At 64.2% G+C, this 20,351-nt stretch carries 18 protein-coding genes; 8 read left to right on the top strand and 10 right to left on the bottom strand.

All coding sequences use genetic code 11. From position 1 onward, the window contains the following. Window positions 1-237: 237 nt before the first annotated feature. The gene (locus tag GCT19_RS29100; protein WP_152853859.1) at window positions 238-1,290 is read left to right on the top strand and encodes an NAD(P)-dependent alcohol dehydrogenase; all 1,053 of its coding nucleotides are present in this window, start codon (window positions 238-240) and stop codon (window positions 1,288-1,290) included. Window positions 1,291-2,034: 744 nt separating this feature from the next. Continuing rightward, entirely contained in the window at window positions 2,035-2,991 is a 957-nt protein-coding gene (locus tag GCT19_RS29095) for a LysR family transcriptional regulator (protein WP_026228225.1), read from the top strand. A gap of 33 nt (window positions 2,992-3,024) precedes the next feature. Here the strand turns inward: GCT19_RS29095 and GCT19_RS29090 are convergent, their stop codons facing one another. From GCT19_RS29090 to GCT19_RS29065, 6 genes are all read right to left on the bottom strand, one after another. Beyond that, on the bottom strand, window positions 3,025-4,170 hold the full coding sequence (locus GCT19_RS29090; protein ID WP_152853858.1) for a nucleoside hydrolase: 1,146 nt from the start codon (window positions 4,168-4,170) through the stop codon (window positions 3,025-3,027). A gap of 168 nt (window positions 4,171-4,338) precedes the next feature. Next, the gene (zwf, locus tag GCT19_RS29085) at window positions 4,339-5,820 is read right to left on the bottom strand and encodes a glucose-6-phosphate dehydrogenase (protein ID WP_152853857.1); all 1,482 of its coding nucleotides are present in this window, start codon (window positions 5,818-5,820) and stop codon (window positions 4,339-4,341) included. A gap of 234 nt (window positions 5,821-6,054) precedes the next feature. After that, window positions 6,055-6,987: a bifunctional Delta(1)-pyrroline-2-carboxylate/Delta(1)-piperideine-2-carboxylate reductase gene (gene lhpI, locus GCT19_RS29080; protein WP_152853856.1), complete on the bottom strand. Its 933-nt coding sequence runs from the start codon at window positions 6,985-6,987 to the stop codon at window positions 6,055-6,057. Between the two features lie 83 nt (window positions 6,988-7,070). Next, window positions 7,071-7,349 (bottom strand): hypothetical protein, encoded by a 279-nt coding sequence (locus tag GCT19_RS29075; RefSeq protein ID WP_018433138.1) that lies wholly within the window; start codon window positions 7,347-7,349, stop codon window positions 7,071-7,073. A gap of 89 nt (window positions 7,350-7,438) precedes the next feature. Then, on the bottom strand, window positions 7,439-8,071 hold the full coding sequence (locus GCT19_RS29070; RefSeq protein ID WP_152853855.1) for a C39 family peptidase: 633 nt from the start codon (window positions 8,069-8,071) through the stop codon (window positions 7,439-7,441). A gap of 42 nt (window positions 8,072-8,113) precedes the next feature. Next, window positions 8,114-9,454 (bottom strand): NAD(P)/FAD-dependent oxidoreductase, encoded by a 1,341-nt coding sequence (locus tag GCT19_RS29065; RefSeq protein ID WP_152853854.1) that lies wholly within the window; start codon window positions 9,452-9,454, stop codon window positions 8,114-8,116. Between the two features lie 230 nt (window positions 9,455-9,684). Here GCT19_RS29065 and GCT19_RS29060 point away from each other — a divergent pair, with 230 nt between their 5' ends. The 3 genes from GCT19_RS29060 to GCT19_RS29050 all read left to right on the top strand — a co-directional run bounded on the left by GCT19_RS29060 (window position 9,685) and on the right by GCT19_RS29050 (window position 12,447). Then, window positions 9,685-9,939: a helix-turn-helix domain-containing protein gene (locus GCT19_RS29060; RefSeq protein WP_018433135.1), complete on the top strand. Its 255-nt coding sequence runs from the start codon at window positions 9,685-9,687 to the stop codon at window positions 9,937-9,939. Further along, window positions 9,940-11,280 (top strand): type II toxin-antitoxin system HipA family toxin, encoded by a 1,341-nt coding sequence (locus tag GCT19_RS29055; protein WP_152853853.1) that lies wholly within the window; start codon window positions 9,940-9,942, stop codon window positions 11,278-11,280. Window positions 11,281-11,592: 312 nt separating this feature from the next. After that, window positions 11,593-12,447, top strand: coding sequence for a helix-turn-helix domain-containing protein (locus tag GCT19_RS29050; protein ID WP_152853852.1), 855 nt, complete (start codon window positions 11,593-11,595; stop codon window positions 12,445-12,447). Between the two features lie 45 nt (window positions 12,448-12,492). Here GCT19_RS29050 and GCT19_RS29045 read toward each other — a convergent pair whose 3' ends face one another. After that, the gene (locus GCT19_RS29045; RefSeq protein ID WP_152853851.1) at window positions 12,493-14,340 is read right to left on the bottom strand and encodes an ATP-binding response regulator; all 1,848 of its coding nucleotides are present in this window, start codon (window positions 14,338-14,340) and stop codon (window positions 12,493-12,495) included. Continuing rightward, entirely contained in the window at window positions 14,310-14,879 is a 570-nt protein-coding gene (locus GCT19_RS29040) for a molybdopterin-dependent oxidoreductase (protein ID WP_018433131.1), read from the bottom strand. Before GCT19_RS29040 ends, GCT19_RS29045 begins: the two co-directional genes overlap by 31 nt. A gap of 266 nt (window positions 14,880-15,145) precedes the next feature. On the opposite strand from GCT19_RS29040, the gene GCT19_RS29035 reads away from it, so the two are divergent. Then, complete coding sequence (locus GCT19_RS29035) at window positions 15,146-16,093, top strand: phosphoribosyltransferase (protein ID WP_018433130.1); 948 nt, start codon at window positions 15,146-15,148, stop codon at window positions 16,091-16,093. Between the two features lie 45 nt (window positions 16,094-16,138). On the opposite strand, the gene GCT19_RS29030 is transcribed toward GCT19_RS29035, so the two are convergent. Then, a complete protein-coding gene (locus tag GCT19_RS29030) occupies window positions 16,139-17,806 on the bottom strand; it encodes an ATP-binding domain-containing protein (RefSeq protein WP_152853850.1) in 1,668 nt (555 codons plus the stop codon). A 238-nt stretch (window positions 17,807-18,044) separates the two neighbouring features. On the opposite strand from GCT19_RS29030, the gene GCT19_RS29025 reads away from it, so the two are divergent. Together GCT19_RS29025 and GCT19_RS29020 are read left to right on the top strand one after the other, a co-directional pair. Next, entirely contained in the window at window positions 18,045-18,671 is a 627-nt protein-coding gene (locus GCT19_RS29025) for a glutathione S-transferase family protein (protein WP_018433128.1), read from the top strand. 105 nt (window positions 18,672-18,776) lie between these two features. Continuing rightward, window positions 18,777-19,352 carry a Fur family transcriptional regulator gene (locus GCT19_RS29020; protein WP_152853849.1) on the top strand — a complete coding sequence of 192 codons (576 nt, stop codon included), beginning with the start codon at window positions 18,777-18,779 and terminating at the stop codon, window positions 19,350-19,352. Window positions 19,353-19,509: 157 nt separating this feature from the next. Here GCT19_RS29020 and GCT19_RS29015 read toward each other — a convergent pair whose 3' ends face one another. Continuing rightward, on the bottom strand, window positions 19,510-20,022 hold the full coding sequence (locus tag GCT19_RS29015; RefSeq protein WP_013091538.1) for a response regulator: 513 nt from the start codon (window positions 20,020-20,022) through the stop codon (window positions 19,510-19,512). Between the last annotated feature and the right edge of the window lie 329 nt (window positions 20,023-20,351).

The raw sequence follows: 20,351 nt of genomic DNA, 5'->3' as shown, positions 1-20,351 counted from the left end.
TCTTCAAGACAATCAGGTATTCCGCGACGGGTGCCGGACTCCTAATATGGGAACCCTGCCGGATCGCCCTTCTCGCCGCGTGCAGCGTGCTGCGGTCATTGGCCAACGCGAATGTTGGTCACCGATGCCCGCTCCCCGATTCCGGTTCATGCTGCGGCCCGCCGCATCCGCAACCTGGTGTTGCGTATCGCCGGCGCGTCGCATGTTGCACCATCACCCTCTTTGCTGGAGCTACCCATGAGCACGACGTATGCCTATGCAGCGACCGACGCCACCACGCCGCTCGCCCCATTCGAATTCCAGCGCCGCGCACCGCGCGCCCATGACGTGCAGATGGAAGTGCTGTACTGCGGCGTGTGCCATTCCGACTTGCATCAGGCGCGCAACGAATGGAAGAACACGATGTACCCGGTGGTGCCGGGCCACGAAATCGTGGGCCGCGTGACCGCGGTGGGTTCGAACGTAACGAAGTACAAAGTCGGAGAACTGGTCGCGGTCGGCTGTCTGGTCGATTCGTGCCGCACCTGTTCGAGCTGCGCGGAAGGTCTCGAGCAGTATTGCGAGAACGGTTGGGTGGGCACGTATAACGGTGTCGATCGCGTCGACGGACAGGTCACGTACGGTGGCTATTCGACGCAACTGGTCGTCGACGAGGCGTTTACGCTGCGCGTTCCGCAGAATCTCGACCCTGCGAGTGTCGCGCCGCTGCTGTGCGCGGGCATCACCACGTATTCGCCGCTACGCACGTGGGGCGTGGGCCCGGGCAAGAAGGTCGGGATTGTCGGCCTCGGCGGACTCGGCCATATGGGTGTGAAGCTGGCTCGGGCGATGGGCGCGCATGTCGTGCTGTTTACGACGTCGCCGTCGAAGATCGAGGATGCGAAGCGGCTTGGCGCGCATGAAGTCGTGGTTTCGAAGAATCCGCAGGAGATGGAAGCGCATGTGAATAGCTTCGATTTCATTCTCAATACGGTGGCTGCGCAGCATGATCTGAATCCGTTTTTGAATCTGCTGAAGCGGGATGCCACTATGACCTTGGTCGGTGCGCCGGAGCATGATCATCCGTCGCCGCAGGTGTTCAATCTGATCTTTAAGCGGCGGCGCCTTGCTGGGTCGCTGATTGGTGGTATTGCCGAGACGCAGGAAATGCTCGATTTCTGCGGGGAGCATGGCATTACTTCTGATATTGAAATGATTCCGATGCAGAAGATCAATGAGGCTTATGAGCGGATGCTCAAGAGCGATGTGAAGTATCGGTTTGTGATTGATATGGATTCCCTGCGGAAATAGTTGCTTTTTTTTGTCCGCGCAGCGGGTGGCTTTTTTTGCGCCTGTGGCGCGGGGTTTTGTTTGTTGTTGTGTTTTTTTTGCCTTCGCTCTTTTTCTGTGTTCTTAGGGTGTTGGCCTTTCCTTGATTTCTTGTCGGTCTATTGGCGTTGCCCCTGTGCGGGGCGGCACCTACTTTCTTTGCTGCTGCAAAGAAAGTAGGCAAAGAAGACAGCTCAAACCGCTAACTCTTAAGCGGGTCCCTCGGTCCGCATGAGGTAGTGGTGCATCTGGAATCTGTCGTCTCGCACATTCCGCGTTAGTGACAAGGCAGTCATATCTCCGGCGGCGCTGCGCGCGCCGAAGCACTGTTCTCAAACCATTGGTTGGTTCGGCGTGTCGCCGAGGCGCCGCCGATGGCCCCACTAGCACAAAAAAACACACTGGTTTCCCTTGCATGCCGGTCCGCGACGCACGCAGTGCGGAGTGGGATGGATGACGGCTTTGTCACTGCCGTCGAATGTGCGAGGGCACGGATTCCAGATGCACCACTACCTCATGTGGACCGAGGGACCCGCTTAAGAGTTAGCGGTTTGAGCTGTCTTCTTTGCCTACTTTCTTTGCAGCAGCAAAGAAAGTAGGTGCCGCCCCGCACAGGGGCAACGCCAATAGACCGATAAGTCAGCAAGGAAAGGCCAACACCGCAAAGAACAAAGACAAAAACAACCGCCGCAGGCAAAAAAGACAAACCTCATTTGGAGCATCCCAGTGATCGACAGAATAACTGCAATGCGCACATTCATCCGAATTGTGGACACCAACAGCTTCACCCGCGCAGCGGAATCACTAAACATTCCGCGCGCAACCGCAACGACGATCGTCCAGAACCTGGAAGCCCTGCTGGGCACCGCGCTCTTAGTCCGCACGACGCGCCGTCTGAGCATCACGCCAGAAGGCGCCGCCTACTACGAACGCTGCGCGCAAATACTCGCCGACATCGACGAAATGGAAGCCAGTATCCGCAATTCGACCGACAACCTGACAGGCCGCCTCCGGATCGAAATGCCAAGCGCAGTAGCAAGCGCAATCGTGCTTCCATCGCTAGACGAATTCCACGCCCTCTACCCGAACCTCGATCTCGCGATCGGCGTCAGCAACCGCACCGTCGATATGGTTTCCGAGGCAATCGACTGCAGCATCCAGCTCGGTGAATTGCCCGATTCCAATCTCGTCGCGCGGCAACTCGGCACGCTCGATCAGGTCACCTGCGCGAGTCCAGCCTATCTGGCCCGCCACGGCACGCCCGCCGATCTCGATGAGCTGCGCGCGCATGTCGCGGTCAACTGCGTGTCGCCACATAGCGGCCGCGAATGCGACTTCGATTTCGAAGTGGATGGCGAAGCGCGTAAGGTCAAGCTCAATGGCTTCGTGCAAGTCAGCGACGAACAGGCGTACCTGACCTGCGGGCTGCAAGGCCTCGGCATGATCCAGCCCGCGCGCATCGCCGCACAGCCTTACCTCGATTCGGGCTTGCTGCATGAAGTGCTGCCGCAATGGAAACCCGTGCCGATGCCGGTCTCGGTCGCATACGTGAAGAACCGCCGCGTGTCGCCGCGCGTGCGCGCGTTCGTCGATTGGCTCGCGGAGCTGTTCGAGAAAGCCGGCCATGTCGAGCAGGATCTGTCGCGCGTGCGTCAGTTGCTGCGCGGCCTGCATCCCGCGTAAAGCGGGTGCGGGCGCGCGGCGCTCGCGCGTCGATCAGTCCATCGGCCGCACCGGCACCGGCCGCGTCAACAGATCGACATAGAAATTGAAAAACGCCGGATTATCAAATCGTTTGACCACTGTCATCTTCTGCAATCCCGGCGGCGGCGAACTCCTGTAGCCCGTTGCCTTGCCATCGTTGGCGCCGAAGCTCGTATCCACGTCCACCCACTCCTCGACGGTCTGCGTCGCGAACGACGGATGCATCAGATACGCGAGCGTCAGCGTGTCCCAGATGTTCGTCGTGTAGTTCGGATCGGTCTCGAAGCCGTTTTTGCCGTCGTAGCCGTAGCCGTTCAGCGTCCTGAACAGTTGCGTGATGATGGTCTGCTTCGCCGGATCGTGTGCAATGCGATCGTAAAGCGCCTTGTCCATTTTCACGGTGTTCGTCACGTCGAGCGGAATCACCGTCTGTTTGATCGGCAGACGCAGCACTGTTTTCGCCGCTTCCGGATCGAACCACCAGTTGAATTCGGCGGTGAGCGTGGTATTGCCGGGTACGTCGATCGCGCCGCCCATGTAAATGATCTGCCTGATCAGCGGCACGATCTCGGGATGCTCGCGCGTGGCCAACGCGATGTTGGTCAACGGGCCGATTGCGAGGATCGTCACCTCGCCCGGATAGCGCTTCACCGACTCGACGATGAAGTCGATCGCGCTCTGACTCCGCACCTTCGTGTGCGTCGCAAAGCCGTCCGGCGGCGCGACGAGCTCGTCAGCCGATTTCGGCTCGCGCTTGCTCCATGCGCCAATGTAACCGTCACCACCGGGGAATGCCTTCAGTTCCCGCTGGATCGTCGTGAAGTCGTGCGACAACGCGTAATTGGCGCCCGCATACACGCCGATCTGTTGGTCGACGCCGAGCCGCTCGACCGATTTCAACGCATCGGCAACGCCCTGCTTCAGCCACTGATTGCCGGAGACCACGGTAATGCCGAGCACTTCCAGCGAACCCTGCGCCTGCAATTGCGCGGCCATCACGCCGAGTTGGCCGTCGTCGCCGAGCGTGTTGTAGTCGCTGTCGATGATCACCTTCGGCGGATCGCTGAGGGCATTGACACCGTTGCTGGCGTAAGCCGTGAGATTGAGTGTGGTTGCCACGCTTGCCGCCCAGATCAATGCCACGAGAATTCGCCTCATCGATGCCTCATTTGGAATGCCGCTGAGTGACGCGGACAAGGAAACCATCATAGGCGCAAGCCATATGAATGACGAACAATCAACGCGCCAGCCACAGCCCAAGCAAAAGCGGCTCGCGACGCCACTGCAACGTCGCGAGCCGCCTCGAATAGCGCTGTCAAAAGCCCGTTACTGCGATTCCTCCGCCCACACGGCGTTCTCCCGCGTCATCAGCGAGGTCGATGCCGCCGGTCCGAACGTGCCCGCCGAATACGAGCGCGGCCGCTCGCCCGACTTCGCCCAGCCGTCGAGAATCGGCTCGGCCCACGCCCATGCGGCTTCGAGTTCGTCGCGGCGCATGAAGTGCGTCAGCCGTCCGCGGATCACATCGATCAGCAGCCGCTCATAGGCTTCCGCGCGACGCTCGGTGAACGCCTGCTGCAGGTCCAGGTTCAGGTTCACCGGCACCATGTGCATGCCGCTGCCGGGTTCTTTCGCAAGCACCTGCAGCTGGATCGACTCTTCGGGCTGCAACTGGATCACCAGACGATTGCCGTAAGTGCGCCCATTGCTCGGGATGATCGAGAACGGCAGCTCGGAGAACTCGATGACGATCTCCGACAGCTTCTTCTGCATCCGCTTGCCGGTGCGCAGGAAGAACGGCACGTTGGCCCAGCGCCAGTTGTTGATCCGCGCGCGCAATGCGACGAAGGTTTCGGCGCGGCTCCCCGCCGGCACGTTTTCTTCCTCGAGGTAGCCCTTGACCGCCTCGCCGTCGACCGCGCCCGCCGTGTACTGGCCGCGCACCGTGTCGCGAGCGATGTCCTCGGGCGTCATCGGACGCAGCGAGCGCAGCACCTTCAGCTTTTCGTCGCGCACTGCGTCGGGATCGAGCGACACCGGCGGCTCCATCGCGACGATGCACAGCAGTTGCAGCAGGTGGTTCTGCACCATGTCGCGCAGCGCGCCGGTCTTGTCGTAGAACCCCGCGCGAGTGCCCACGCCGACCGTTTCGGCCACCGTGATCTGCACGCTCTTGATGTACGGCGCCTGCCACAGCGGCCCGAAAATCGGATTGCCGAAGCGCAGCACCATCAGGTTCTGTACGGTTTCCTTGCCGAGGTAGTGGTCGATCCGGTAGATCTGCGCTTCCTCGAAATGCTTGCCGACTGCGTTGTTGATCTCCTTCGCGGACGCGAGATCGTGGCCGAGCGGCTTTTCGAGCACCACGCGCGAAAGGGCGTCGACGAGCCCGGCCGCCGACAGGTTGTCGCAGATATTGGTGAACAGATCCGGCGACGTCGCCAGATAGAACACGCGGTTCACGCCGTCGCGCGATGCTTCCTTCAGGCGCAGGTAGTCCTCGGGCGAATCGACGTCCATCCGCACGTATTCGAAAATCGCGAGAAATTTGTCCCACGCGGACGCATCGAACGCCTTCTTGTCGATGAAGGGCTTGGCCTTCTGCTCCATGAATTCGCTGATGTATTCCTCGCGCGACCAGGGCTTGCGCCCGATCGTCAGAATGCGGGTGTCCGGCGGCAGGTTGCAGTGCAGATGCGCCATGTACAGCGCGGGCAGCAGCTTGCGGAACGACAGGTCGCCGGTGCCGCCGAAGATGATCATGTCGAGCGGCAGGTCGGGGGTGGCAGGAGCTTGTTGGGTCGTCATGGCACGGTCGCAGCGTCTAGGGGGAAGGCGTCGATCAGGAATCGGCGGCGGGCGGACGGGCTATGGCTCACGTCCGGTATGGCGCTTTTTCCGGCAAACATCTATGGTGCAACGTTTTGAGATAGTTTGCACGGCAACATCTGCCGCAGGTTAGCGCAAGTTGCCAAGCTTGCGCGCCACACGGTTGTTTTTTCGGGATATTTTGCGTGATTTTGGCGGGTGCGCCGCTAACGGTCAGCCGCGCGCCAGCGCGTCACGCGCGACCCGGCACGCGGCCAGATCCCACGCCGCGCAGCCGACGCTCTTGAACACCACCGGCCCCGCGGGCCCGGGCTGCGTCTTACCGAGCACCGCGGCGATCCCGCCCACCCGCGCCCAGTCGACGGCGGCCTGGATGAAATCGCCGGCCTCGTGCTTCGCACCGGCCTCGTCGTCGACAAACAGCACACTGCCCGCGATCGTCGTTGCGCCGATCTCGACCATCTGCGGAGTGAAAGCGCCGACGCCGATCACGAGCCGCTCGGCACGCGCTGGCTCGTCGTAGACCGGCTGTTTGCTGGTGGTCAACGTGATCACGACCTCGACCGAAACCGGGATCGTCGCGCCCGCTTCCGCGAGCGGCCGCAACTCACGCACCTTGCCGCGCTGCGCCGCGCAGAACGCTTCGGCGCGCGCGGGGCCGCTGCCCTTGACCCACACCAGCGCGTCGGGAAACAGTTCGCCGATTGCTTCCAGATGGTTCAGCGCCTGCGTGCCGGTGCCGATCAGCAGGAATTCGCGCGGCGTGCGCGCGGCGAACGCCGCGATGCCGAGCATCGACATCGCCGCGGTCCGGCGGCCCGTCACGGTCGGACCGTCGAGGACGAACAGCGTCTCGCCGGTATCGGCATCGAAAGCCATGACCTGGCCGTGGATCGTCGGCAGATGGCGCGCGCCGTTGCTCGCGCACACGTTGACGAGCTTGTGGATGGCGAGATCGGGCGCGGTGGCGGGCATCGACAGCATGATGCCGCCGGCGTTCAGCGGCACGACGAGCCGCTCGGGGCTCACGATGCGTTGTTGCGCGTAGTCGATGCTTGCGCGCCGCAATGCGTCGACAAGCGCCGCATAAGGCATCAGCCGCGCGGTGGCGGCGGCGTCGAAGATCTGCGTGGTCGGGCGGGTCATGGGCGGGACGGTCCAATGCTGGATGGAGTGGGCATGGCGTCACCGTAACCGAGCGCGAAAAAATTGACCAGTCGTGTGGGCGCCTACTTCCCGCCGTTCTGGTCACGATTCTTGTCGCCGTTCTTGCCGTTACCGTTGCCGTTGCCGTTGCCGAACATCGCCCGACACGCGGGGCTCAGTTCGTCGAGGTGCCGCTTCATGCAGGCGATGATCTTCGCCCGGTGCGGAATCTCCGCGGCGCAGAAATGGAACGCATCGTGACGGCACGCATGGGCCTGCTCGTCGCGGGTCGCGGCATTCGCGGCGCCGGCGGCGTCGAGCACGACGAGGCTGGCGGCCAGCAGGCGGAAGGCTCGATTCATGGCAGATCCGATAGGTCGAACGTCGAAGATGCTGCGTTAGCAGGAAGCAGACCCGAATCGCGAACGCCGCGTCATGCCCAGCGCGCCAGCTAGCGCGTGCGGCGGCCGAGCGTCATCCCGCGCCCCGCGTAGAAACGCGACATCGTCGCGAACGGCAGGTACACGTCGGACTGATGCGGCGCGACGCCCGACGGGTTGTGAAACCACACGCCATCGCGATCCCGGCCGTGCAGCAGGATCAGATGGCCGCCCCGCTGCTGATTCGGCCGTTCGGGATAGCGGATCTCGGGGCTCACCGACACGATTGCGAGCGTATCGGCGTCGAGCCGCGCCGCGATTTCCTCGAGCGACGCCTGCGGCAGCACGTCGATATCGAGACCGAACGCCGGGCCCGCCCAGTCGGCGAACGGCCGGTAGATCAGACCGTCGACGCCGCCATCGTCGCGCAGCCGATACACGCCGTGCCGCAGCGCGTCGTCGAGCAATGCGGCGCGCGGTGCATGATCGATGCCCCAGTAGTCGAGCGCGGATTCGAGGCACGTCAGCCCGCACAGGCGTTGCGCCCAGAAACGATAGCGCTCGGGGTCGGCGAAACCGCTGCGCCGCCAGTGCGGGTCGTCGCACGGATCGCGCTGCTGTTCGACGATGTCGCGCACCCACTCGGGGCTGCCCCATTGCGTGTAGTACGGGACATCGGCGTGGCGGAGAACGGGTTCGCTCATCGGTGGTATCGGTCGGATTGAGTTGGATTGGGTTGCGCGCGGTTACAGCATGCTGCGCGGCCGCTTCATCGTGCCGTCGAAGAAACGCTGCAAACGGAACGCCGACAGATCGAGCGACGCCTTGCCGCCATCGTTGAGTTCCGCCAGCAGCTTGCCGACGATCGGCCCCATCGCGAACCCATGTCCGCAAAAGCCGGTCGCGATCGTCAGGCCCGGAACGTGCGGCGGCGCATCGATGACCGGAATGCCATCGGGCAACACGTCGATCAGGCCCGCCCACGCCTCGACCACCTGGGCGTCGCGCAATGCCGGAAACAGCGCGCGCAGCTTGTTCAGCGCGCGCGGCGCGTGGCTCGGGTTCGGCTGCGGATGCGGGTCACGCGGATAAAGCACACGTTCGGCGTCGGGCACGCCGCCTGGCAGACGCTCGCGCAGATCGCGCAGACAGGCGCCGTTCAGATGGAAGCTGAACTTGTCGCGCTGCGTCCACAGTTCCGGCAAAAACCATTTGAGCGCGCGGAAATGGCCGAGCGTCATGTCGACGTCGACCTGCATGTCGTCGGCGAGATTGATCGCTCCGTTCGCGCGTTGCCGGATGCCGAGGCCGTGGCCCCAGAACGTCGACGCCGTGACCGGCGGCAGCGGATTGGTGCGCATGCAGGTACCGCGCACCGCCTGCTGCGGCAGTTCGAGGCCGAGCGTCCTGAGCAGCCGCCAGCTACTCGCGCCGGCCGCGCAGATCAACCGCGAGGTGCGAATCGTGCCGCGCTCGGTGACCACACCGGCGATCGCGCCGCCAGCCCGTTCGACGCCGACCACGCCGCAGCCCTCGAAAAACAGCGCGCCGGATTCGGCCGCGCGCGCCGCGAACGCCGCCGCGGCACGGCGCGGTTCGGCCTGACCGTCGCTCGGCGTGTACAGGCCGCCGAGCGCCGGGCCCTGCATGCCGGTGACGACGGCGTCGATCTGCCCGCGGTCGAGCGTGCGGGTGTCGAGGCCATACTGACGGGCGACCTCGATCCACTGCTGGAACGAGGTCCAGTCTTCGTCATTGGTGGCGACATACAGGCAACCGCCCTGGCGCCATTCGAGATCGAAGTTCAGCTCGCGTTCGAGTTCTTTCCACAATGGAATGCTCGCCATCATCAGCGGCACCTCGGCGGCTTCGCGACCCTGCTGACGCACGAAGCCCCACGCGCGCGACGACTGCTGCCCGGCGATCCGCGACTTGTCGAGCACCACCGCCGACAGGCCGCGCCGCGCCAGGTAATAAGCGGCCGCGCAGCCCATGATGCCGGCACCGGCGATCACGACGTCGGCGCGGCTGGGAAACGGTTGGTCGGCGGGCGTAAAGGTCGAGTGCAGCGGGTAAGTCGTGGTCATGGTTGGGCGGGTTGAGATGTGGGCGTCATCTTCGCAGTGGCAGCCATTGTCCGCAATGCCGCGGGAGCTCGGCACCGCTGCCGGTCGCAACCGGGACGGCGCGGCCGGCTCCTGCCGGAATCCCCGATTATCGGTCAAACGAATATTCGGCCATTATCTGTGATGCGAATATTTGACAATTATTCGCCTAACGCATAAATTTCGTTTATTCGTCTCACAGATAATCTGCCATGCTCCATCTGATCACCACCTCGGACCAGCTCGCGCAGCTGCTAGCGGCCAGCCGCCGCCAGGCCGGCTTCACGCAGACCGAGGCGGCCGCGCGAGTCGGCGTCAGCCAAAGCCGCATTTCCGCGCTCGAAACCGATGCGAGCGGGCTCACGCTCACCCAATTGCTCGCGCTGTGCGGCGCCTACGGCCTGCAACTCCAGTTGCGCGACAAAAATCAGCCGAGCGCCGAGCCGGCACCGAACGTCGAGTGGTAGATGGCCCGGCAAACCGCCTCGAAGGCATTGTCGGTGTGGGCCAACGGCGAGCGCGTCGGCAGCTGGCGCCTGCCCTCCCGCGGCCCGATGGAGTTCGCCTACGACGCCGCCTGGATCGCGTCGCCCGCGGGTCGTCCGCTGTCGCTGTCAATGCCGTTCACGCCCGGCAACATGACGCACAAAGGGCCGCGGGTGCTCAACTACTTCGACAACCTGCTGCCCGATAGCGACGCGATCCGCAAACGCATCGCGCAACGCTACCGCACCGAAACGCTCGACGCGTTCGACCTGCTGCAGGCCATCGGCCGCGACTGCGTCGGCGCGGTCCAGCTGCTCGCCGAAGACGACGCCCCGGCCGGGGTCCAGCGCATCGAAGGCACGCCGCTTTCCGACGACGACATCGAGGCGCTGCTTGCGCAAACCGTCGGCAAACCGACCCTCGGCGCGCCCGACGAAGCCGACGACTTCCGCATCTCGCTCGCCGGCGCGCAGGAGAAAACCGCGCTGCTGTGGCACGACGGCCAATGGCAGCGGCCGCACGGCGCGACGCCGACCACGCATATCTTCAAGCTGCCGCTCGGGCTGGTCGGCAACCGGCTTGCCGATCTGAGCACGTCGGTCGAAAACGAGTGGCTGTGCATGCGGATTCTGCGCGAGTTCGGCCTGCCGGTCGCCAACACCGAGGTGCTCAGCTTCGGCAAGCAGCGCGTGCTCGCCGTCGAACGCTTCGACCGGCAGATGCATTCGAGCGGCACATGGCTATTGCGTTTGCCGCAGGAAGATTTCTGCCAGGTGTACGGTGTGCCGTCGCATCGCAAGTACGAAAACGAGGGTGGCCCCGGCGTGCTCGACCTCGCGCGGATTCTGCAGCAGTCGGTCGATGCGCGGCAGGACCTCGAGACCCTGCTCGCGAGCCAGATCCTGTTCTGGATGCTGGCCGCGCCGGACGGCCATGCAAAGAACTTCAGCATCCGTCTGCTCGCGGGTGGCCAGTACCGCCTGACGCCGCTTTACGACGTGATGTCGATCTGGCCGGTCGAAGGCAATGGCCCGAACCAGTGGTCGTGGTACAAGGCACGGCTTGCGATGGGTCTGTGGTCGCGCAGCAAGCACGATGCGTTTCGCGACGTGCAGCGGCGGCACTTCAACGCAATGGCGTTGAAGTGCTCGTACGGCGCTAACGCCGAGCCGCTGATCCAGCGTCTGATCGAGCAGACACCCGGTGTGATCGAGCGGGTGTCGGCGGAGTTGCCCGAGCGCTTTCCGGACAAAGTCGCCGAGCGGATCTTCAAAGGACTTCAAAACTCGGCGGCCCGCCTCGACACGATGCCGGCAAGCTGAACGCTTTGTGGCCAGAAGCCGGAACTGTTGCCTTGCGCACGCCTCATTCGTGGATTCCCTACGGTTTCGTCATCGATTCACCGGTAGAATGCTTTTTGATGCTCCATGCATCAAAAGTCACCCGCGCGACGGCTGCGTCGCTCGCATCAGCGGCCTCGGCGACGGTCTGACAAAATCATAAACAGTGAATTTTTTTACGGTACATTTGCTGTCCCCGCGTGGCCGATTCATGCGCATTGCATGCGCAGGGTCGGCTTGCGCCTGTCGAGCGCGTACCACCTGTACCTTTTAACTCGCGGATTTTCACGCAGTATGGCCAACGAAACACACTCACCCGACTCCATCGCGGTCGCCGAGCGCGTGCGCGAGTTGATGAGCCGGCATGGAATCGGCAAGCGCCAGCAAACCACGGAGCTATGCCGCATCCTCGATCTGAGTTTTTCTCAGGGGCACCGCAAACTGCGCGGCAATAGTCCGTGGACGCTGTCGCAGATCAAGAAAGTCGCCGAGGTATTCGACGAACCGGCGGCGCAGCTGTTCGGCGCGCAGTCGCTCGATCCGGGCGTGGTCGGCGCAATCGCCCAGGAAGCGGTGTTCTGCATCGGCGCGACCGAAATCGCCTGTACCGCGTGGGTCGGCGCCGCGCTCGAACCGGGTAGCCGTCCGGAGTTCGTCGCTTATTCGCGGCTCGGTCAATGGCGTGTGTCGCGTCATGATGGCGCGCTGTATCAAAGCGCCTATGAAGTCCACAAGATCGAGATCTATCCGCGCCGCGCCGAAACCGACAAGCCCGCCATCGCGGTCGTCGACGACGATTGCGCGAGCGCCGATAACCTGCGCGACTATCTGGAGCGCAGCGGCTTCACGGCGGTCGCGATCTATGGGCTCGCGGCCTTCAGCGAGCAGTTGCAGACGCAGGTGTTCGACGGCGTGATCATCGACTGGCTGTTCGGCTCGCAGACCTCGGCGGCCGCAATTCGCGCGGTGCGCGCGTCGGAGAACCCGGATGCACCGATCTTCGTGCTGACCGGCGAGCTGCTGACCGGCAAGGCCAGCGAATCGGAGATTAGCGAGGTGATTCGCGATTACGACGTCGCCTGCTACGAGAAGCCCGCGCGCATGGCGATCCTCGTCGCCGATCTGTCGAAGCGGCTGAATCGCCCCTGAACCACGCGCGGAACGCCGCCCTCGCGACCTCACACCCTCACGCCCTCACGCCTGATGCCGCGCCGCTAGCGCCCGCTGCAGCGCGTGCTTCAGATCCTCGTAATGGACTGGCTTTAGCAGCGCCTCGAACACCGACGGCGCGCCACTCCCCCCACCTTCATCATCTCGCGCGATCTCCGGCGCGTACGCGCTGACCACGATCACCGGCACGCCCGCCGACGGTCCGCCGCGCGCCGCGAAGTCCTCGAGAAAGGTATAGCCGTCGCGTTCGGGCATATGCAGATCGAGCAGCACCACTTCGCAGCGGTGCGTATCGAGCCACTCGAGCGCGTCGTTGGCATTGCCGAGGGCGAGCGAGTCGTAGCCCATGTGCGCGACCATTTCACTGAGCGACTCGCGGATCAGGCGGTTATCGTCGATGATCAGCACGCACGGCTGCGCGCCGTCCGGCTCGGCTTGCGCCGCGACGTCGGCGGGCTCGACGGTCGCGACCGGCACGACCGGAATCGTCACCGTGAAGCGGGTGCCTTCGCCGACCGTGCTCGCGACATCCACCGTGCCGCCGAACAGCTTGACGAGCCCTTGCACGATCGTGAGCCCCATGCCCGCGCCTTCGAAGCGGCGCGTGCGCGACGCGTCGAGCTGTGTGAACTCCTCGAAGATCAGCGGGATCTGCTCCGACGGCACGCCCCGTCCCGTATCGCTGACGACGAAAACCAGCAGCGCCGGCTCCTGCCGCAGCTCGACGCGCACCGTGCCGGTCTCGGTGTAGCGAATCGCGTTGGTGACGAGGTTGTTGACGATCTGCCGGATGCGGTGCGGGTCCGACTCGACGAGCCCGCTCACGCCGCTCGCCTCGCTTTCGAGCTTGAGGCCGCGCGCCTGGGCGGACATTGTGTGTTCATCGACGATCGACGCCAGCAGTTCGCGCGGCTCGAAATGCTGGTGCCGCAGTTCGAGCTTGCCGGCGCCGAGGCGCGCGTAGTCGGTCAGGTCCTTCATCTGCGCTTCGAGATGGCGCGCCGCGGTTTCGAGCCGCTGGATCACCTTGCGGTCGGCCTCCGAGTGATAGTGGAAGCCGAGCAGTTCCACCGACGACACGATCGCATGCAACGGCGTGCGCAGCTCATGACTGATCATGCCGAGAAACGCATCCTTCGCGAGACTCGCCTCGCGCGCCGCGCGGCTCGCCTGATGCTCGGCTTCGAGTGCCGCGCGCTGCTGGCGCATGAGCCGCGTGCGGCGCCGGCCGTTGAGTACGAGCAGCAGCGTCGCCGCCGCCGACAGCAACAGCAGCACCAGACCGCCCGCGAACAGCATGCGGCGTTTGTCGATGAAATCGCGGTTCATCGCTTCGCGGTCGGCGACATCGGCGAAACGGCGCGACAGCGCGAGATCGTTGACGTCGCTCCAGTGTTGACGGAGCTGCGCGTCGATTCGCGCGGCACGGGTGCGGTCGCGCGGCAGTACGTCGATCTCGGGCTGGATGTCGTCGAGCACGTCCTCGAGCGTCTTGATTTCGTCGATCTGCCGTTGCAACAGAGCTAGCTGCGTGGAGAGCCGCTGCGTCGAACCGGCCATCACGCGCAGCTTCGATTGCAGCAGCTGGAAGCGCAGCAGCAGCCGCTGATAGTCGTCGTCGGCGCCGGACTGATACAGCAGCAGCTGGTTCTCGAAGCGAGCGTACGCAATCTGCAGTTGCGCGGCGTCCCAGTAGAAACCGTCGTAGGTGCCGGTCAACTGCTCGGTCGCACGCGGGTTCAACAGGTTCGCATACAGCAGATAGCCGATCGCGCCGACGGGCGCCGCGAGCGCCATCAGCCAGATCAGCACGTATACGACGCGCCGCCACGGACGGCGCGCTATTTGACGATGAGGGCCTTGATCTGCCATACGAATTTCGAGTCGCCGACCGCGCCAGTCAGTTCACCCGGAAAAGCGTCGCGCGGATAAATCAGAAACAGCGGCCCGAAGTCGCTGAGTTTCAGGCGCTGGCCATTCATGCTGTACGCGACGATCACGCCGTAGCGTTCGCAGTCCGCGACCGGAACGGTGTAGGTGTAATCGTCGTACGTGTGAAGCTCGATTTCGGTGCCGCGCGCGCCGACGGCCTTCAGGATGTCGGCGAGCCTGGGACCGGCGAACGTCGAGCGCGGTGTCCAGGTGGTCGAAGTCGTGATCGTATGCACGGGAAGCGCGAGCAGTTGAGCCTCGTCGAAGTGATAGGTGCGATGCGCGGCGTCGTTGGTGTTGGCGATCTTGCCCTGCACGTCGAGCGCCAGCGCCAGTGACTGCCGCGCGCCCGGCTGCGCATGCGCGCCATAGACAGTAAGCCCGACGATCAGTCCCGCGAGCCCCGTCAGCCAGCGCATCCGCCAGGGCACACCGGTTCCGCCGGCTGCATTGCGCAGCGTTGCAATCAGGTTGGCCATTTGCTTTTTTTATCCGTTTTCGTTGATTCGCCGGACCATGGACGGCGCCACGGTCAGCCGATCTTATGCCACGCGAAGTGTTGCGCCATACCGTGCAGTCAAACGCGTGCCACCCCGACACGCGACCTTTGACCCGCATGCATAATATCGCCAAAATGCGCTGACTCAAAAGCGGGGACCCGCGATGTCGCGCCAGTGCGTCAGCGAGCACGGGCGCCTCCCCGCGGACCAATGCCTTCCATCGCGCCATCGGCGCCTCGATAGTCATGAACAAGCCGGTCTTGCCTCTGACGTACGAACAGCTCGATCACTGGATCGAATCGCTGCAACCCGCGTTGCTCGCCGAGCGCTTCACGATGGCGCTCGGCATTCTGCGCGGCGGCGCGCCGCTCGCGCTGATGGTGTCGCACGCGGTCGGCGCGCCGGTCGCGTTCCTGCGCTACGACCGCCAGACGCGCGCGGTCGCATGGGATTCGACGCTGCCGATCCCGCCCGCGGGCTCGAAAGTGCTGTTGTGCGAGGACATCGCCGGACGCGGTTTTACGCTCGTCGATTGCATCGCGTTCCTGCAATCGCACGGGCTCGAAGTCAAGACGCTGACCGCCGCGGTCGATGATCTGAGCCGCGCGCAGCCCGACTACGCGATCGACGCGCACGGCTACTTCGCGCTCTTCCCATGGGAGCGCCAGGCGTACACCGAGCGCTACCGCGACGACTGGGCGCGCGTCGAAGCCGGCGCCGCGCCCGCGATGGCCAACGACCACGAATACGCGGCGTACGCGATCGACCTCGACGGCATCCTGTTGCCCGACGTCCCGCTCGCGCGCTACGACGAAGACCTCGCCGCCGCGCTCGCCGAGCGCGACGCGCTGCTGCCGTTCGAGGTGCTGCCCGGCATCGACCTGCAGCACGTGCGCACGATCATCACGGGCCGCCCGGAGATGGATCGCGCGCGCACCGAAGCGTGGCTCGCGCGACACGGCTTCGCTCACATGCAACTGGTGATGCGCGCGCCCGGCCTGCACGACGACAGCCCCTCCGGCGCGGCCGCACACAAGGCGAGCGCGGCGCTGCGCGCGGGAGTCACGCACTTCGTCGAAAGCGATCCGGTGCAGGCGCTGCTGATCGCGCAGCAGGCGCCTTTGCTGCGCGTGATCTGGTGGGATGCGCTAACGAGCACGGGGATGTTGGTGAGCGCAAGGGCGTGGAGCTGAGCTGCGCTCAGCGTTGCAGGTGCGTGCAGCGTCCGAACGCCAGCGCTACTTGTCCTTCCCCTCGCGCAGCTGCAAATGCCGTGCGGCCCGCTGCGACGCGACGACGATCAGCTTCATCGTCGCGCGCGTCGCGCCGACGAACAGCTTGCGCGCGACGCGTTCGTCGAACGCGTCGAAGTCGATCTCGGTGAAGATCACGCATGGAGCCGCCTGCCCCTTGAAGCGGTAGATCGACTCGAACAGCACGTCGCCCTCGCGATACTCCGGGTTGCCGAACAGATCGTATTTGCCGGTGAAGCTGCGCAGCCGATGCGGTCCGAGATGATCGAGCGCGCTCATCGCCGAACCCTCCCTGCCGCGGAACGACAGCACCACGATGTCCTGCTTGCGAAAGCCGAGCCCGAGCGCGTAGGTGATCGCGCGCTTGGTCGCGTCGATACTGCTTTCAGCGGCCTGCGCTTCGTCGTAGACCGACACCGAAACGTCTGAGCCGTCGAACGGACTGCCCGACGCGAGCGCTGCGGCAAGCGGCACCGACGAGCCCATCACGTCGCGCAGATAGTCGAGGATGTCACGCGGACTGCGGTAATTGGTGGTCTCCTTCAGCGTGGCCCAGCCGGGTAACGAGACCGGCTCGCGCATGTACAGATTCTGCAGCGGGTCTTCGAGCCACCACCATGCGCCGCCCGGCCGCAGCAGCCGCTCGAGCGAGGTAATCCACGACTGCTGGAAATCCTGCCCTTCGTCGACGATCAGCACGTCGAATTGCCAGCGCGGTTCGATCGGCGTATCGGCGAATCCGGCTTCCAGTTGATCGAATACCTGTGGGGATTCGAAATCGGGCGCGCGGCCCGCGTCGCGCGTGATCCAGTCGCACAGCTGGTGATAGTTCGCGACCTTCGCCTCCGGCGGCGCGACCCGCGCGATGTGATCGGCGAGCGGCCGGTTGAAGCACACGTACAACGGCCGCTCGCCGCGCGCGACCGCGTCCTTCATCACCTGCACCGCGAGTTGCGTCTTGCCGGAGCCGGCCGTGCCGACCACGCGCAAACGGAACGGCGCGAATTCGAGCCGCCGGGCCCATGTCGCAAGTCCGCCCGACAGGCGCGTGACGAGCGTGCCCGCCTGCCCGACGAGCGCGCTCGTGTCGGGCGCCAGCGCGAGTTCGTCGGCGAGAAAGTGATGGATTTTCGATGCGCTGGGAAGGCGCGGCTCATCGGCCGGCAACGCTTCGCGGATGATCGCCGCGAGCCGCTCGCGCCGCGTCGCGTCGACGATGCGCGCGGGATTCACGCCGGCGATCGCTGCATCCTTGACGATGTGATCGGGACAGTACAGCAGTTCCTCGATGAAATACGTGCCGGCGCCGAACGCCGCGGTAAAGCGCCGGTGCAGACTTTCGATCGTATGCGCGAGCGCGATCGCGACGTTGCGCTCGGTCTGCAGATACACCTTGACGAGCCCCTTCGGCGTTTCACGCAGAAATCCGGTCTTCTGCTCGATGATCATCAGACGCCCGGCGGGACTCACGATCACGAAGTCGGCCTCGCCGAATACCGAGAAGTTCTGGTTCAGGCGAGTCCAATGCACGCCGTGATAGACGGTGTAATCGGCGGGCAATGCCTTTTCGAGCAACGCGAGCGTTTCGCGTTCGCGCGCCGCCGCGCCGGTCGCTTCGAGGCTCTTCCAGTCGTCGGGAACAATGCGGGCCATGCGGTGCCTTATTGGGTTTGGATGCGTGAGTCCACGCGTGTCGGCTCAGTGCGCAATTCGGGGTGCGGTCATTGTACGCAACGCGGTGGCGGGCGTCGCAGCCGCGAGGCGGCGTGCCGCCTCGCGCGGAGGGCGCCTTTCGTACGCCGCGCAAAGCTTCGCGCATCGTGTATCGTAACTGGCTGAACGCCGCGCGCGAGGCGCGGCTTGCCAACCGTAACAGAAAAGGATTTACCGGATGATTACGATCTGGGGACGTACCAATTCAGTCAACGTCCAGAAAGTTTTGTGGTGCTGCGACGAACTCGTACTGCCATTCGACCGCATCGACGCGGGCCTGCAATTCGGCCGCAACAACGAACCCGACTATCTCGCGATGAACCCGACCGGCAAGATCCCGACGCTGGTCGACGACGACTTCGTGCTGTGGGAATCCAACTCGATCCTGCGCTATCTGGTGATGCAATACGGCGAATCGAGCCTGCTGTATCCGGCCGAGCCGAAACTGCGCGCGAGCATCGACCGCTGGCTGGACTGGTCGCTGTCGACGCTGCAGCCGGTGGAACGTCCCGTGTTCTGGTCGCTCGTGCGCACGCCGGAGGCTGAACGCGACACCGCCAAACTCGCTGCCGACGTGCAGGCGGTCACCGTGCTGTGGCGCCTGCTCGACACGCATCTGCAGGGCCGCTTCTTTCTCGAAGGCGACAAGTTCACGCTCGCCGATATCGTGATCGGCGCGTACGCGAAGCGCTGGTTCGGCCTCGACGGTTTGCAGCGGCCGCCGCTGCCGAGTCTGGAGCGCTGGTATTCGCGTCTGACAACGCGCACCGGGTTCAAGAAGTACGTGGATTTTCCGTTGACCTGAACGGCCGGTTGATTGGCGGCTTCGTGGTCGCCGCCCGCGCGCCTGTGCCGCGCCGATCCCACGACCGGCGCGGCGGCCCACCCCGCATGCCTCTATAATCGACGCATGAAAACCGCCAAGCCCGCCGCAATCGGCCATCCGGTCACTCCCGTGCCAGCCGCCGCCGATGCGCACGATGATCATGTGCATCACGACGTGCATCAGCCGTCGCAGGAAGCGGCTCTCGCACTGGCCGAGGAATATTGCCGCGAACGCGGCGAAAAACTCACGCCGATTCGCCGTAAGGTGCTCGAACTGCTGCTGAACTCGGGACGCGCGACCAAGGCTTATTCGCTGCTCGACGAAATGCGCCAGATTCACCCTGGCTCGGCGCCGCCAACCGTCTACCGCGCATTGGATTTTTTGCTGTCGGCGGGGCTCGTGCATCGGATCGAGTCGATCAATGCGTTCACCGTCTGTCATGATCTGACGCAATGCCAGCACGGTATTCTCGTCGTGTGCCAGCAATGCGGCAGCGTCACCGAGTTGCATCAACCGAAATTGCGTCAGGCTCTCATCGCGCAGATCGAAGACGCGGGCTATCGGCTCGCGAGCGACGAAATCGAGTTGAAGGGTCTGTGTGCGGCCTGTCAGGCGGCCGCAGTGGCCGGCGAGGCCGCGCCGGTGGCCGCGGCGAAATAGCGGCGCTCTACGCGTCGGGGGCGCAACGCGGTGTAATGCGCTGCGAAGCGTCGATGGCCGTGCGCTGCTTTGCGAAACGACGTCTTCCCGCCGCGCGCCGGCCTGCTATAACTCACTGCCCACGAGAGCCCGCTGCGAACCGGCTGCGAACCGGAGATCAACCCGCCGCGCGGGCGTCGATCGCGTCGCGCAGCAACGTCACGAGCGCTTCGGGTAACGCGGGTTTGGTCATGAAATGCTGGAAGCCTTCGCCGATGCTGCGCAGCCGGTATGCGTCGTCGGTATGGCCGGTCAGCGCCACCGCCACCGCGGGCGAATGGCCGCCGCAAATCTCGTGGTCGCGCAGCCGCTGGATCAGATAGAAGCCATCCATGGTCGGCAAGTCGAGATCGCAGACGACCGCGTCGGGAAGCAACTCCATCGCCGCCACGACACCCTCTTCCGCATCGGCGACCGCGCATACCTTCGCGCCTTCCGCCTCGAGTAGCAAGGTCAACGATTCCCGGCTGTCGGGGTCGTCCTCTACCAGCACGATCGTGGCCTGATCGAGCCTCATTGCTGCATTCATCGTATGTTGTTGCTCTGGAAAACCGGTTAGGCCATCGGAAGTGGCCAATGTTTCACTCTGCTGATTGCCGCCGATTTGCGCGGCCAAGGTGTTGCTGTCCATGGTTCCGACTCGATTTCGCACGCCGAGTTGCAGACAGGTCCGCGATTGTAAAACATTGCTGAGCACCTTCCCGAGTACAACGCGTGCGCACGGTAACGCGCCAAAATTGCACGTCGATGAAAAAAACGGCGCTCGACGCATACCGCGATTTAGCTGCTGTGTGTCCGCAGTTTTTCCGCGGCTCGCCGATTGCCGGCACCCGATGTTCCGGCGCGGTTCGCACGAACCCCGTTCGTACGGCCTTCTCCGCCCGGTATCGATTCAGTCCTTCGTATTGTTCGCGCGACGCGGCGCTGTCGTTCGTCTTGCGCCGCTCACACCCGACGACT

The sequence above is a fragment of the Paraburkholderia atlantica genome (assembly GCF_009362785.1).
Taxonomy (GTDB): Bacteria; Pseudomonadota; Gammaproteobacteria; order Burkholderiales; family Burkholderiaceae; genus Paraburkholderia; species Paraburkholderia atlantica.
The sequence above is the reverse complement of the archived record's forward strand: the minus strand, read 5'-3'. Positions and strand labels throughout refer to the sequence as shown.

Excerpts from the sequence above, each read along its gene's own strand:
- GCT19_RS29100 (WP_152853859.1), top strand. The coding sequence starts at position 238 with ATGAGCACGACGTATGCCTATGCAGCGACCGACGCCACCACGCCGCTC.
- GCT19_RS29090 (WP_152853858.1), bottom strand. The coding sequence starts at position 4,170 with ATGAGGCGAATTCTCGTGGCATTGATCTGGGCGGCAAGCGTGGCAACC.
- zwf (WP_152853857.1), bottom strand. The coding sequence starts at position 5,820 with ATGACGACCCAACAAGCTCCTGCCACCCCCGACCTGCCGCTCGACATG.
- lhpI (WP_152853856.1), bottom strand. The coding sequence starts at position 6,987 with ATGACCCGCCCGACCACGCAGATCTTCGACGCCGCCGCCACCGCGCGG.
- GCT19_RS29075 (WP_018433138.1), bottom strand. The coding sequence starts at position 7,349 with ATGAATCGAGCCTTCCGCCTGCTGGCCGCCAGCCTCGTCGTGCTCGAC.
- GCT19_RS29070 (WP_152853855.1), bottom strand. The coding sequence starts at position 8,071 with ATGAGCGAACCCGTTCTCCGCCACGCCGATGTCCCGTACTACACGCAA.
- GCT19_RS29065 (WP_152853854.1), bottom strand. The coding sequence starts at position 9,454 with ATGACCACGACTTACCCGCTGCACTCGACCTTTACGCCCGCCGACCAA.
- GCT19_RS29060 (WP_018433135.1), top strand. The coding sequence starts at position 9,685 with ATGCTCCATCTGATCACCACCTCGGACCAGCTCGCGCAGCTGCTAGCG.
- GCT19_RS29055 (WP_152853853.1), top strand. The coding sequence starts at position 9,940 with ATGGCCCGGCAAACCGCCTCGAAGGCATTGTCGGTGTGGGCCAACGGC.
- GCT19_RS29050 (WP_152853852.1), top strand. The coding sequence starts at position 11,593 with ATGGCCAACGAAACACACTCACCCGACTCCATCGCGGTCGCCGAGCGC.
- GCT19_RS29045 (WP_152853851.1), bottom strand. The coding sequence starts at position 14,340 with ATGGCAGATCAAGGCCCTCATCGTCAAATAGCGCGCCGTCCGTGGCGG.
- GCT19_RS29040 (WP_018433131.1), bottom strand. The coding sequence starts at position 14,879 with ATGGCCAACCTGATTGCAACGCTGCGCAATGCAGCCGGCGGAACCGGT.
- GCT19_RS29035 (WP_018433130.1), top strand. The coding sequence starts at position 15,146 with ATGAACAAGCCGGTCTTGCCTCTGACGTACGAACAGCTCGATCACTGG.
- GCT19_RS29030 (WP_152853850.1), bottom strand. The coding sequence starts at position 17,806 with ATGGCCCGCATTGTTCCCGACGACTGGAAGAGCCTCGAAGCGACCGGC.
- GCT19_RS29025 (WP_018433128.1), top strand. The coding sequence starts at position 18,045 with ATGATTACGATCTGGGGACGTACCAATTCAGTCAACGTCCAGAAAGTT.
- GCT19_RS29020 (WP_152853849.1), top strand. The coding sequence starts at position 18,777 with ATGAAAACCGCCAAGCCCGCCGCAATCGGCCATCCGGTCACTCCCGTG.
- GCT19_RS29015 (WP_013091538.1), bottom strand. The coding sequence starts at position 20,022 with ATGGACAGCAACACCTTGGCCGCGCAAATCGGCGGCAATCAGCAGAGT.